Here is a 13,315-nt window from a genome sequence, read left to right as displayed (position 1 = left end):
CGAATTGATCGACCACGTGCGCGAAGTGCTGAGGGCGGTGGATTGAGGAACGCGCTGCAGCTTTCCCTCCCCCTTGAGGGGAGGGTGGCCGCGAAGCGGCCGGGTGGGGTCGGCGCGGCAGCGCGCCAGCCTGACCTTCGGCCGCATAGGTGCCTGTGATGCCCCGGACCCGCGTGAGCTTCGAAATGCGCCAGAAGGCGTGCGCGCTTCGAGTTCATGCGACCAAAGGCGAATCGCTGCTTTGGTATGAACTGCGCGAATTGAAATCGGCCGGGATGAAATTCCGGCGCCAGTGTCCGATCGGGCCTTATATCGTTGACTTTGCCTGCCTTGCGGTAAAGCTGGTCGTTGAAGTCGATGGTGATCTGCACGAACAGGAGAAGGGCAAACGGCACGACGCCGTCCGTGATGCCTATCTGCGGTCGCTCGGGTTCGATATCTTTCGCGTCGATGAGCCCGATGTCATAAACAGCGCTTGGCATGTCGCACAGGTGGTCAAGGAGAAGGTCGCGCGCATGTCAGCCGACCCCACCCGACCGCTTCGCGGCCACCCTCCCCTCGAGGGGGAGGGGGACGCTGGCGTGCCGCAACCAATGAGGTTTTAGAATATGGCCGCCCCCGGCGAGAATCTGCGGATCAATTCAGACCGTTTGTGGGATTCGATAATGGAGATGGCGAAGATCGGCCCCGGCATTGCCGGCGGCAATAATCGCCAGACTGTTACTGACGAGGACGGCGAAGGGCGGCATCTGTTCAAGCGCTGGTGCGATGAGGCGGGGCTCGAAATGGGCGTCGACGAGATGGGTACGATGTTTGCCCGTCGCGAAGGCACCGACCCCAGCCTGCCGCCGGTCTATGTCGGCAGCCATCTCGACACCCAGCCGACCGGCGGCAATTATGACGGCGTGCTCGGCGTGCTCGGCGGCCTGGAGGTCGTGCGCTCGCTCAACGATCTCGGCATCAAGACTAAGCACCCGATCGTCGTCACCAACTGGACCAACGAGGAAGGCGCCCGCTTTGCGCCGGCGATGATGGCGTCCGGGGTGTTCGCCGGCGTGCTCGACCAGGCCGACGTCTATTCACATGTCGACAAGGACGGCAAGAAATTCGGCGAGGAGCTCGAACGGATCGGCTGGAAGGGCACCGAGAAAGTCGGTGAGCGCAAGATCCACGCCTTCTTCGAATTGCATATCGAGCAGGGCCCGATCCTCGAGGACGAGGGCATCGACATCGGTGTCGTCACCCATGGGCAAGGGTTGAAATGGCTGCAGGTGACGCTGACCGGCAAGGAGGCGCACACCGGCTCGACGCCGATGCCGAAGCGGCGCAATGCCGGGCTCGGCATGGCGCGGGTGATCGAACTGGTGCACGAGATCGCCATGGACTACCAACCCGACGCCGTCGGCGCGGTCGGCCATATGGAGGTCTATCCGAACTCGCGCAACATCATCGCCGGCCGCACCGTCTTCACCATCGACATCCGCTCGCCGGAAAAGGAAGTGCTCGACGCCATGGACGGGCGCATCCGCGAAGGCATCGACACGATCTGCGAAGCGCTCGACATCCAATATCAAATCGAGCAGGTCGGCCATTTCGATCCGGTCACTTTCGATCCGGGCTGCGTCAAGGCTGTGCGGGATGCGGCGGAGCGCCTGGGGTATACGCATCGCAATATCGTCTCGGGCGCCGGCCATGACGCTTGCTGGATCAACCGCGTCGCACCCACCGCAATGGTGATGTGCCCCTGCGTCGACGGTCTCAGCCACAACGAGGCCGAGGAAATCACCAAGGAATGGGCAGCGGCCGGCGCCGACGTGCTGTTCCATGCGGTGGTGGACACGGCGGTCATTGTCGAATGATGGGATAGCCTCGCAACGCCGCTCACAAGAAGCGCGAAGAGAATAAGGGAACAAGAAAATGTCCAAAGTCATCAAGAATGGCACCATCGTCACCGCCGACCGCACGTGGAAGGCCGACGTGCTGTTCAAGCACGGCAAGATCATCGGCATCGGCTCGGATTTGCATGGCGACCATGAGTTCGACGCCAGCGGCTGCTATGTGATGCCGGGCGGCATCGACCCGCATACCCATCTCGAAATGCCGTTCATGGGCACCTATTCGGCCGACGACTTTGAATCCGGTACCCGCGCGGCCCTTGCCGGCGGCACGACGATGGTCGTCGATTTCTGCCTGCCGGCGCCGCAGCAATCGCTGCTCGAGGCCCTGCAGATGTGGGACAACAAGACTTCGAAGGCGTCCTGTGACTATTCCTTCCACATGGCGATCACCTGGTGGGGCAAGCAGGTGTTCGACGAGATGGCCACCGTCGTCGACAGGGGCATTACCTCGTTCAAGCATTTCATGGCCTACAAGGGCGCGCTGATGGTCGATGACGACGAGCTCTATTCGTCGTTCCAGCGCTGTGCCGATCTTGGCGCGCTGCCGCTGGTCCATGCCGAGAATGGCGACGTGGTGGCGGCGCTGTCGCAGAAGCTGCTGGCGGCGGGCAACAGCGGCCCGGAGGGGCACGCCTATTCGCGCCCGCCTGAAGTCGAAGGCGAGGCGACCAACCGCGCCATCATGATCGCCGACATGGCCGGTGTGCCGCTCTATGTCGTGCATGTCTCCTGCGAGCAGGCGCACGAAGCCATCCGCCGGGCGCGCCAGAAAGGCATGCGGGTATTCGGCGAGCCGCTGATCCAGCACCTGACGCTGGACGAGAGCGAATATTTCAACAAGGACTGGGACCATGCGGCGCGCCGGGTGATGAGCCCGCCCTTCCGCAACAAACTGCACCAGGATTCGCTGTGGGCCGGCCTGCAGGCCGGGTCGCTGCAAGTGGTGGCGACCGACCATTGTGCCTTCACCACCAAACAGAAGCGCAACGGCGTCGGCGACTTCACCAAGATCCCGAACGGCACGGGCGGGCTCGAGGATCGTTTGCCGGTGCTGTGGACGACCGGCGTCAAGACCGGCCGGCTGACGATGAACGAGTTCGTCGCGGTGACCTCGACCAACATCGCCAAGATCCTCAACATGTACCCGAAGAAGGGCGCCATCGTCGAAGGCGCGGACGCCGACATCATCGTATGGGACCCGAAGCGCAAGAAGAAGATCACGGCCAAGAAGCAGCAGTCGGTGATCGACTACAATGTCTTCGAAGGTTTTGAGGTAACCGGCCTGCCGCGCTTCGTCTTCTCGCGCGGCGAACTGTCGATCGAGGAAAACGAGGTCAAGGCGAAGCCCGGCCATGGCGAGTTCGTCGCTCGCGAGCCGAACGCGGCGGTCAACCGGGCGCTGTCGACGTGGAAGGAGATTTCCGCGCCGCGCAAGGTGGAACGGACGGGCATCCCGGCGACGGGCGTTTGAGCTTGGCGAGCCACGGAGCGATTATCTCGATGGCCGCGGTGATCCTTGCCGCCGGGCCGGCGGCGGCTGACGTCCTTGCCGGCTCCTTTGGCAATGAGGTCGGTTGCGCTGGTGTACGGCTCGGTTATCAGGACAGCGACGATTATGTCGTGCTGACCGCCGACGGCGTCGAAACCTATGGCAGCGGCTGCCAGTTCGCACAGCGATTGACGACGGCGCCTGGCACCCTGTTGTTGAGCTCCAGCTGTTTCGCCGAGGGCGAGGAGGGCACGACGACGGATGTCGTCAAGGTCATCAACAGAGGAGGGGACGGTTTCTTCGTGACCATTCCCGGCCTTGAGGAGATAGGGCCGCTGAAATCATGTTCGTGACGGTGCCGATGACGACCGCTGCCTCGATGCCGGCGTCAGGCGACCAACCCGTCCAGTTCCGGCAGCAGGACGACGCTTTCCTGTTCGTTGGGATCGGTGCGGGCAATGACCGCCGAGGCGGGGCCGTCGCTCAGATTGGCCGGCAGATGCGGCACGCCGGGGGGAATATAGAAAAGATCGCCGGCCTTGACCACGATATGCTGTTCGAGCCGGTCGCCATACCAGGTATGGACTTCGCCGGAGAGCACATAGATCGCGGTTTCATGGTTTTCGTGCATATGCGCCTTGGCGCGGGCACCCGGCGGCATGGTCAGCAGATGCATGCAGATGCCGGACGAGCCGACTGTTTCGGCGGCGATACCGCCGAAATAACTCAGGCCCTGCTTGCCTTCATAAGAGCTTTCAGGGCGGATAAGATGGCAAGTCGGTTTGGGCGACATCGGGGCAACTCCGGGCGTCTATCTGATGGGACAAGGGCGTGTAAAACTGGGGCGCGTAAAACTGGGGCGAGTAGGACTGGGCGAGTGGAAAGCAACATCGGGGTAAAATCAATGGGATTCCGGCCGGCGCCGCAGTGGCCGGAAGCGACAGGCTACGGCCGATGACGGGAGTATCGCCAGCCGTTGTTTCGGCAAGCAAGCTTGGCCTGACCTTCCAGACCAATGATGGTCCGGTGCAGGCGCTGTCGAATGTCGACCTGACGATCGGCAAGGGGGAATTCGTGTCCTTCATCGGGCCCTCCGGCTGCGGCAAGACGACCTTGCTGCGCGTCATCGCCGATCTGGAGAAGCCGACATCGGGAGCCATCTCCGTCAACGGCATGACGCCCGAGCAGGCGCGCCAGAGCCGCGCCTATGGCTATGTCTTCCAGGCGGCCGCACTTTATCCGTGGCGCACGATCGAGCGCAATGTGGCACTGCCGCTGGAGATCATGGGCCTGTCCAGGGCGGAGCAGGCGGCGCGCATCAAGCGCACCCTCGACCTTGTCAACCTCAGCGGCTTCGAGAAGAAATACCCCTGGCAGCTTTCGGGGGGCATGCAGCAGCGCGCCTCGATCGCGCGGGCGCTCGCCTTCGACGCCGATCTTTTGTTGATGGACGAGCCGTTCGGCGCGCTGGACGAGATCGTGCGCGATCACCTCAACGAACAGCTGCTGGAGCTTTGGGAGCGCACCAACAAGACTATCTGCTTCGTCACCCATTCGATCCCTGAGGCGGTCTATCTGTCGACGCGCATCGTCGTCATGTCGCCGCGCCCGGGGCGTGTCAGCGACGTCATAGAATCGACGCTGCCGAAAAAGCGACCGCTCGATATCCGCGAGACGCCGGAGTTCCTGGCCATCGCGGCACGCGTGCGCGACGGGCTGAGGGCAGGGCACAGCTATGATGATTGAGGGCGCGCGCGACGGGCTTGCGCGTTCGACGCAGGAGGTGCATCGCCCTCGCGAGGGACGCGCTAACCGTGCTTTCGTCATCCTAGGGCGGAGCCGCCGCGAAGCGGCGTGCGCAGACCCTAGGATCCATGCCGTGATGTCGGGCGAAACGCGCAAGCGGTCGAGAATAAGCGTTACGCAGAGCGGTGCGGAGGGAGCCATTTTCAGCACCGTTGCGGAGCGGGAAGATAATGGCATGGATCCTAGGGTCTGCGCCGCGTCGCTTCGCTCCTTGCTTCGCCCTAGGATGACGAAAGCGTGGTGGGGCGCTCCCGATACGCACGCCGCTTCGCGGCGGTTCCGCCCTAGGATGACAAAAGCGCGGTCACCCTCACCCGGCCTCCGCTTCGCTCCAGTCACCCTCTCCCCGTTGGGGAGAGGAGGGCGCTTACCCGGCGAGGCCTGCTAGATGGACTCGTTTCGCGACAAGATCGTTCCGGTGACCTCGATCCTCCTGGGCGTTGTCGTCGTCTGGTACGTCATGGCCGTCATCCTCAACACGCCGTTCCAGCGCGATCTCGACCGCCGCGCCAATCAGACGCCGGGTATTGTGGAATTCATCGGCAAGACGCTGGTACAGCCGAAGCCGACGCTGCCGGCACCGCATCAGGTGGCGGTGAATTTTTTCGAAAACACCTTTCTGCGCAGCATCACCTCGAACCGCAGCCTTGTCTACAATGCCTGGGTGACGCTGTCGTCAACGCTGCTCGGCTTTGCTTTCGGCACGGCGCTCGGCATCGTCATCGCCGTCGGCATCGTCCATGTGGCGACGCTCGACCGCAGTCTGATGCCGTGGATCATCGCCTCGCAGACCATTCCGATCCTGGCGGTGGCGCCGATGATCATCGTCGTGCTGGCGGCGGTCGGCATCACCGGGCTTATCCCGAAGGCGCTGATCTCGACCTATCTGTCGTTCTTTCCGGTGGCAGTCGGCATGGTGAAGGGACTGCGCTCGCCCGAGCTTACCCATCTCGACCTGATGCACACCTATAATGCCAGTGCCTCGCAGACCTTCTGGAAATTGCGGGTGCCGGCTTCGGTGCCGTTCCTGTTTACCTCGATGAAGGTGGCGGTGGCCGCCAGCCTGGTCGGCGCCATCGTCGGCGAGTTGCCGACCGGCGCCGTCGCCGGCATCGGCGCCAAATTGCTCGCCGGCGCCTACTACAGCCAGACCATCGACATCTGGTCGGCTCTGGTTGCCGGGTCGGTGGTCGCGGCGCTGCTGGTGATGGTCGTCGGCATCGCCGGGCGCCTTGTCGACCGCGCCATGGGCGGGAGGCCGGCATGAGCTCCATCCTGAGCCTTTCCTCAATCACGCCTCGATCCTGGCAGGGGTATGCAGCGCTTGTCCTGCTTGCCGGCGCGCTGCTTCTTTGGCCGCTCGTCAGCGCTACGCCCGGTTACGGCATGGCAACTGCGGTTTTGATTTTCATTTTGCTGCTCGTGGCAATCGAGGCCGACAACTTTCCACCGATGATCGGGGTGGTGTTGCTGTTCCTTGGCGCGCATGGCGCAGCGTGGATGCTGCTCGCCGGCATAACCGGCAATGAGGGCAGCGCTCGCGCATCCTTCTATCTGCTGCTCGTCGCGGCGTGGTTTTTGGCCTGGCGCTGCGTAACGGTCTTGTCGTCGTTTCGCCCGACGTCGCGCTGGGCGTCAACCGCCCTGCGCCTGATCATTCCGGCCATCTTCGGCGCCTGGATCCTGATCATCTGGGAGGCGGTGACGCGTGGTGCCGGCATTCCCTTCATCCTGTTGCCGCCGCCAAGCGCCATCGGTGCACGCATCGTCGGCTCGTTGCCGGTGCTGGGGGCCGATGTCAGGCAGACCATCTTCAAGGCTGTTATCTTCGGCTATGTGGTGGGGAGCAGCGCCGGCTTCCTCGTTGCCATCGCCGCCGACCGCGTGCCGTTCCTGCGGCGCGGGCTTTTGCCGATCGGCAATATGGTGTCGGCGCTGCCGATCATCGGCGTCGCGCCGATCATGGTCATGTGGTTCGGCTTCGACTGGCAGTCGAAGGCAGCGGTGGTCATCATCATGACCTTCTTCCCGATGCTGGTGAACACCGTCGCCGGGCTTGCCGCCTCCGGCCATATGGAGCGCGACCTGATGCGCACCTATGCCTCGAGCTACTGGCAGACGCTGTTCAAGCTGCGGCTGCCGGCGGCGGCACCCTTCATCTTCAATGCGTTGAAGATCAATTCGACGCTGGCGCTGATCGGCGCCATCGTCGCCGAGTTCTTCGGCACGCCGGTGGTCGGCATGGGATTCCGCATTTCGACGGAAGTCGGGCGGATGAACATCGACATGGTGTGGGCGGAAATCGCAGTTGCAGCACTTGCGGGTTCGGTCTTTTATGGCGTGGTCGCTCTTTTCGAGAGAGCAGTCACGTTTTGGCATCCCTCTGTCCGTGGTGGATAGGGGCGGTGGGTTTAGGGCGCTAACTTCAGAGGGTAAAAACATGAAAAGACTTGTTGTTTCGATGCTGGCCGGCGCGATGTCGCTTGCCGCGTTCCAGGCGATGGCCGCGGACAAGGTGACGCTGCAGCTGAAATGGGTCACCCAGGCACAGTTCGCCGGCTATTATGTCGCCAAGGCCAAGGGCTTCTATGAAGCCGAGGGCCTCGACGTCGACATCAAGCCCGGCGGCCCGGACATTGCGCCCGAGCAGGTCATCGCCGGCGGCGGCGCCGACGTCATCGTCGATTGGATGGGCGGTGCGCTGGCTGCGCGCGAGAAGGGCGTGCCGCTGGTCAACATCGCCCAGCCATTCAAGAAGGCCGGCATGGAGCTGGTCTGCCCGAAGGACGGGCCGGTCAAGACGGAAGCCGACTTCAAGGGCCACACGCTCGGCGTCTGGTTCTTCGGCAACGAGTATCCGTTCTATGCCTGGATGAACAAGCTTGGCCTCAAGACCGATGGCGGGCCGGACGGCGTCACCGTGCTCAAGCAGAGCTTTGACGTGCAGCCGCTGATCCAGAAGCAGGCGGATTGCATTTCGGTCATGACCTATAACGAGTACTGGCAGCTCATCGACGCCGGCTATAAGCCGGAAGAGCTGACCGTCTTCAACTATTCCGCCATGGGCAACGATCTGCTCGAAGACGGGCTCTATGCCCTGGAGGACAAGCTCAAGGATCCGGCCTTCGAGGACAAGATGGTGCGTTTCGTGCGCGCTTCGATGAAGGGTTGGAAATACGCCGTCGACCATTCCGACGAAGCGGCCGGCATCGTCATGGACAATGGCGGCCAGGACGAGAATCACCAAAAGCGCATGATGGGCGAAGTCGCCAAGCTGATCGACAATGCCGATGGCAAGCTCGATCCGGCGACCTACGAGCGCACCGCCAAGGCGCTGCTCGACCAGAAGATCATCAGCAAGGAGCCTACCGGCGCCTACACGACGGCGATCACCGACAAGGCCATCAAATAGGGCTGTCAAACTGGCTTGTAGCGGAAAAGGGGCGGGCGACCGCCCCTTTTTAGTGGGAGGTAAAATAAACGTTACCGGCGGAAACATCCGCTCGCAAAATCGTTGTGCCGGTGCATCCGCCTCAAGGGTGTCACAACGGAGGTTTCCATGCGCATCCAGTCCTTCACGCCGATGCTTTCGGCGCTGGCCATTTCTGCAGCCATCTTCTCTGCTTCACCGGCCTTGGCCGAAACCATGAAGATGACGGCGACGCTCGATGGTGCTCAGCAGAACCCGCCCGTCACCACGAAGGGCAAGGGCACCGCCACGCTCAGGTTCAACACCGCCACCAAGAAACTCAGCTGGACCGTGAGATATTCCGGCCTCAGCGGGCCGGCGAAGGCCGCACACATTCACGGCCCGGCGGCAAAGGGTCAAAACGCCGATCCGGTGGTGCCGTTCGAAGGCAAGCTGAAGAGCCCGATCAAGGGTTCGGCGACATTGACCGATGCCCAGGCCACCGATCTTGAGGCTGGCAAATATTACGTCAACATCCACACCGCGGCCCATGCGGACGGCGAGATCCGCGGCCAGATCGAGAAGGCCAAATAGGCAGATCACGACGACAAAACAGGGCAATCATCCTGTTTTGTCAGGCCTTGTCGCGAATCTGGGACATCGTGCGGGTCGGCGTGATGGCTTCAGGGTCGAGCCGGATCTCTACGATCGACGGCTTGCCGCTGGCCCGCGCTCGCTCGAAGGCCGCCGCGAAGTCGGCGGTCTTTTCCACCGTCTCGCCATGGCCGCCATAGGCACGAGCCAAAGCAGAAAAGTCGGGATTCTTCAAGTCCGTGGCGACGACACGGCCGGGATATTCGCGCTCCTGATGCATGCGGATGGTGCCGTAGATGCCATTGTTGACGACGATGACGATGATCGGCAGCCCGTATTGCACGGCGGTGGCGAATTCCTGGCCGTTCATCAGGAAACAGCCGTCGCCGGCGAAGGCGATCACGTCGCGGTCGGGGAAAAGCTGCTTGGCGGCGACCGCCGCCGGCGTGCCGTAGCCCATCGAGCCGGATGTGGGTGCTGCCTGCGTGCCGAAACGCCGGAAGCGATGGTAGCGATGCACCCAGGTGGCGTAGTTGCCGGCGCCATTGGTGAGGATGGCGTCGTCCGGCAGCATCGTTTCGAGATAATTCATGATCGGCCCCATCTGGACGGCGCCGGGGCCGCTCTCCGGAGGCGTCGACCAGTCGAGATAGGCGGCGTGCAGCTTCGCTGCCTCAGCCGCCCACACCGGTGTTGCGGCCGGCTTGCGTCCGGCAAAGGCTTCGACGAAAGCGGCAGGCGAGGCATTGATCGCCAGCGCCGGCCGGTAGACGCGGCCGAGTTCGCCGGCGTCGGCATGGATATGGACCAGCGTCTGGTCGGGGTAGGGACTCTTCAGCAGCGTGTAGTCGGATGACGGCATCTCGCCCATGCGGCCGCCGATCAGCAGTACAAGGTCGGCCTGCTTGATGGCGGTTGCTACCTTGGGATTGATGCCGATGCCGACATCGCCGGCATAGTTCGGGTGGAGATGGTCGAACAGCATCTGGCGGCGGAAGGAGCAGCCGACCGGCAGCGACCAGGCTTCGGCTATCGTCCGCATCCGTGCAACGGCCTGCGCGTCCCAGCGCGTACCGCCGAGGATGACGAAGGGCCGCTTTGCCTGGTTGAGCAACAGTTCCAGTGCGTCGAGCTCGACTTCGCCAGGCCGCGTCTCGACAGGGGTATAATGCCGGGCGTCCGGTGCCTCCGCGAGGCTGGTCAGCATGTCTTCGGGCAGCGAGATGACGACCGGGCCCGGGCGACCGGACGTCGCCACCGCAAAGGCGCGTGTGACGAATTCGGGTATGCGTGCGGCGTCGTCGATCTCGACCACCCATTTGGCGATATCGCCGAAGAACCTGACGTAGTCGACCTCCTGGAAGGCCTCGCGCCCCTTGGCGTGGCTGGCGACCTGGCCGATGAACAGGATGAGGGGGACCGAATCCTGCATCGCGATGTGGATGCCGGCCGAGGCATTGGTGGCGCCTGGGCCGCGGGTGACAAAGCAGATGCCGGGCCTGCCGGTCAGGCGGCCGTGGCAGTCGGCCATCATTGCGGCACCGCCCTCCTGGCGGCAGACGATTGTGCGGATCGGTGAATCATGCAGCGCGTCGAGCACCGCCAGATAGGATTCGCCAGGTACGCAATAGATACGGTCCGTTCCGTTGGCTTCGAGCGCATCGACGATGAGTTGTCCGCCGGTCTTCATTTTCCTGACCTCTCCAGTTCGGCAAGGATTTCTTCGGTGTGTTCGCCGAGACGCGGTGACGGACGTTCATAGACCAGCGGCGTGCCGGACATGACCATCGGCGCCCGCACCGAGGGCAAGAGATTGCCATGGCCGTCATCGAGGTCGAGCCGCATGCCGCGCGCGATGGTCTGCGGGTCGGCAAACATCTGGCCGATGTTGTTGATCGGGCTGGCCGGCACTCCGGCAGTCTCAAGTCTGGCCAGCAACGGGTCGCGATCGAAGGCTTTCAGCGCCTCGATCATATGCTCGCGCAGCTTTGCCCGGTTGGCGACGCGGGCGGGATTGGTGGCGAAGTCAGGGTTCGACGCCAGCTCATCGAGGCCGACGGCAGCGCAGAACTTTGCGAACTGGCCATCATTGCCGACCGCCAGGATGATGTGGCCATTTTTCACCGGCACCACTTCGTAGGGCGCGATGTTCATATGCGCATTGCCCATCTGCACCGGCGACTGTCCGGAGACGAGATAGTTGAGGTTCTGGTTGCCGAGCGTCGAGATCTGGGTGTCGTAGAGCGCCATGTCGATATGCTGGCCTTCGCCGGTCTTCTCGGCATGGCGAAGCGCCGCCTGGATGGCGATGACCGAATAAAGCCCGGTGAAAACATCTGAAATAGCGACGCCCGCCTTTTGCGGTTCGCGGCCGGCTTCGCCGGTGATCGACATCATGCCGGCCATGCCCTGGATGATGAAATCATAGCCGGCACGCGGCGCATACGGTCCCGACTGGCCAAAACCGGTGATCGAGCAATAGATCAGCCGCGAGTTGATTTTCCTCAGGCTGTCATAGTCGAGGCCGTATTTCTTCAGTCCGCCGACTTTGAAGTTTTCGATCAGCACATCCGATGTCGCGACCAGCCGGCGCACCGTCTCGGCACCCTCGGGCGTCGAGAAGTCGATGGCGATGGAGCGCTTGCCGCGGTTGCAGGAATGGTAATAAGCGGCCGAAAGGTTCTCGCCGTCATGGCCGATGACGAAGGGCGGTCCCCATTTGCGGGTGTCGTCGCCGCCGTCCGGGCTCTCGACCTTGATCACGTCGGCGCCGAGGTCGGCAAGCAGCTGTCCGGCCCATGGCCCGGCGAGGATGCGTGCGAGTTCGATGACGCGGATGCCTTTGAGCGGAGGCTCAGTCATGGATCACCGTGGTTGATCGAAAGCGCAGCCTCTATCAATCCCGCGCGCCGCTGTCACGGCCCTTGCAATGGGCCAGTATCACTGTGCCCTCAGCACGCGGTCGGCCCAGGCGGCAAAATCCTCCATGATGATGTCTCGGTTGACCTCGTTCAGGCTTTCGTGGCGGGTTTTGGCGTAAACCTTTGAAACAAGATTCGAAAAACCCATCATGTGCATCCGGCCGGCAAGATGGCTGACCGCCTTGCCGCCGTCCGAGGCCGGATCTTGCTCGCCTCCGACCAGATTGACGAACAGGTCGCGCCGCACGCCGGAAAAATTGCGGTCGCTGCCGCAATGCAGGGTCATCATGACGATGTCCTGCCACATCGACACCGATGCGTCCCAGCCGCAAAGCGGGTCGGCGATGTATTTCTCGACTTCAACGGCATCGCGCGACAGCCAGTCGAACGGCGTCCGGTGATTGGGCACCGCCTTGCCCCAGGCCCGGAACGTCAGCCGGGGCAGCAGGCGCGACGGCACGTCTGAGCCAAGCCGGAACTTTTCCCAACCAAGCATGGCCAGCGCGATTTGGCTGAGCAGTCCGGCCGAGAAATTGCCGTTCCAGATCGCGGCGGCATGGATGCGCGCCGAGTGGCGGAGGACAAAATTCAGCGCGACCGACGCGCCCAAGGAGTGGCCGAAGACGATGATCGGCAGACCAGGTTGTTCCCTGGCGATGAGATCATGGACGGCGGCGACATCGGCGATGACCTTGGCACCGCCATCCGCATCGGCGAACCTGCCAGGTGGCGCGTCGGGCGCCTTGGTGGCGCCATGGCCACGGTGGTCGTGCGCGTAGACCTGGTAGCCGCGCTCGCCAAGGAAATCGGCGAAACGGGCATAGCGCGCCGCGTGCTCGGCCAACCCGTGATTGACCTGGACAATGGCGCGCGGTTGGCCGATGGCGTGTTTCACATAAAGGTTGAGCTCGGCGCCGGTCGGCGATGCCAGCATCCTCTGCTTGTCAAATGGCATGTCTCGCTCCCGTCGGCGACTGTTGGGCGACGCAGCGATCGACGTCAAGGGACGTAGGGTACCCATTCGACGGTAGTTGACAGCATGCTGTCAATGTGATTACATGACAGCATGCTGTCAAATGGTCAGCGGCAGATTGGGGGTAAGACTATGAAAACCACCGGGCCATTTCGCGGCGTGCAATCTTGCTGGCGGGCTTCGCCTTCACGACGGCCACTCTGTTGTCAGGGATTGCTGCGTTCA

The 13,315-nt window shown here is 62.9% G+C and carries 13 protein-coding genes; 9 read left to right on the top strand and 4 right to left on the bottom strand.

Features of this window, described 5'->3' with window-relative positions; all coding sequences use genetic code 11:
* Positions 1–185: 185 nt before the first annotated feature.
* Genes NKH60_RS01685 through NKH60_RS01670 form a run of 4 tightly spaced genes read left to right on the top strand, consistent with a single transcriptional unit; the run spans position 186 to position 3,740 of the window.
* A complete protein-coding gene (locus NKH60_RS01685) occupies positions 186–605 on the top strand; it encodes an endonuclease domain-containing protein (protein ID WP_352831251.1) in 420 nt (139 codons plus the stop codon).
* A 3-nt stretch (positions 606–608) separates the two neighbouring features.
* Positions 609–1,859, top strand: a complete 1,251-nt coding sequence (locus NKH60_RS01680; protein WP_352831250.1) for a Zn-dependent hydrolase — start codon at positions 609–611, stop codon at positions 1,857–1,859.
* Positions 1,860–1,917: 58 nt separating this feature from the next.
* Positions 1,918–3,369, top strand: coding sequence for a dihydropyrimidinase (gene hydA, locus NKH60_RS01675; protein WP_352621211.1), 1,452 nt, complete (start codon positions 1,918–1,920; stop codon positions 3,367–3,369).
* A gap of 29 nt (positions 3,370–3,398) precedes the next feature.
* Positions 3,399–3,740, top strand: a complete 342-nt coding sequence (locus NKH60_RS01670) for a hypothetical protein (RefSeq protein ID WP_352820340.1) — start codon at positions 3,399–3,401, stop codon at positions 3,738–3,740.
* A 35-nt stretch (positions 3,741–3,775) separates the two neighbouring features.
* On the opposite strand, the gene NKH60_RS01665 is transcribed toward NKH60_RS01670, so the two are convergent.
* Positions 3,776–4,180 (bottom strand): cupin domain-containing protein, encoded by a 405-nt coding sequence (locus tag NKH60_RS01665; protein ID WP_352831246.1) that lies wholly within the window; start codon positions 4,178–4,180, stop codon positions 3,776–3,778.
* Positions 4,181–4,341: 161 nt separating this feature from the next.
* Between NKH60_RS01665 and NKH60_RS01660 the strand changes: the two genes are divergently transcribed.
* The 5 genes from NKH60_RS01660 to NKH60_RS01640 all read left to right on the top strand — a co-directional run bounded on the left by NKH60_RS01660 (position 4,342) and on the right by NKH60_RS01640 (position 9,196).
* On the top strand, positions 4,342–5,133 hold the full coding sequence (locus NKH60_RS01660) for an ABC transporter ATP-binding protein (RefSeq protein ID WP_352453396.1): 792 nt from the start codon (positions 4,342–4,344) through the stop codon (positions 5,131–5,133).
* A gap of 448 nt (positions 5,134–5,581) precedes the next feature.
* Positions 5,582–6,460 carry an ABC transporter permease gene (locus NKH60_RS01655; protein ID WP_352831244.1) on the top strand — a complete coding sequence of 293 codons (879 nt, stop codon included), beginning with the start codon at positions 5,582–5,584 and terminating at the stop codon, positions 6,458–6,460.
* Positions 6,457–7,593, top strand: a complete 1,137-nt coding sequence (locus NKH60_RS01650) for an ABC transporter permease (RefSeq protein ID WP_352501093.1) — start codon at positions 6,457–6,459, stop codon at positions 7,591–7,593. The genes NKH60_RS01655 and NKH60_RS01650 overlap by 4 nt, the downstream gene beginning before the upstream one ends.
* A gap of 40 nt (positions 7,594–7,633) precedes the next feature.
* Complete coding sequence (locus tag NKH60_RS01645; protein WP_352471510.1) at positions 7,634–8,605, top strand: ABC transporter substrate-binding protein; 972 nt, start codon at positions 7,634–7,636, stop codon at positions 8,603–8,605.
* A gap of 147 nt (positions 8,606–8,752) precedes the next feature.
* A complete protein-coding gene (locus tag NKH60_RS01640) occupies positions 8,753–9,196 on the top strand; it encodes a CHRD domain-containing protein (protein ID WP_352471512.1) in 444 nt (147 codons plus the stop codon).
* Positions 9,197–9,236: 40 nt separating this feature from the next.
* On the opposite strand, the gene NKH60_RS01635 is transcribed toward NKH60_RS01640, so the two are convergent.
* The 3 genes from NKH60_RS01635 to NKH60_RS01625 all read right to left on the bottom strand — a co-directional run bounded on the left by NKH60_RS01635 (position 9,237) and on the right by NKH60_RS01625 (position 13,072).
* Entirely contained in the window at positions 9,237–10,886 is a 1,650-nt protein-coding gene (locus tag NKH60_RS01635; protein ID WP_352870931.1) for a thiamine pyrophosphate-binding protein, read from the bottom strand.
* Positions 10,883–12,058 carry a CaiB/BaiF CoA transferase family protein gene (locus tag NKH60_RS01630; RefSeq protein ID WP_352571797.1) on the bottom strand — a complete coding sequence of 392 codons (1,176 nt, stop codon included), beginning with the start codon at positions 12,056–12,058 and terminating at the stop codon, positions 10,883–10,885. The genes NKH60_RS01635 and NKH60_RS01630 overlap by 4 nt, the downstream gene beginning before the upstream one ends.
* Before the next feature lie 78 nt (positions 12,059–12,136).
* Complete coding sequence (locus tag NKH60_RS01625) at positions 12,137–13,072, bottom strand: alpha/beta fold hydrolase (protein ID WP_352831241.1); 936 nt, start codon at positions 13,070–13,072, stop codon at positions 12,137–12,139.
* Positions 13,073–13,315 lie beyond the last annotated feature (243 nt).

Source organism: Mesorhizobium sp. M1006, from assembly GCF_040318825.1.
In the GTDB taxonomy this organism is placed as follows: Bacteria; Pseudomonadota; Alphaproteobacteria; order Rhizobiales; family Rhizobiaceae; genus Mesorhizobium.
The sequence above is the reverse complement of the archived record's forward strand: the minus strand, read 5'-3'. Positions and strand labels throughout refer to the sequence as shown.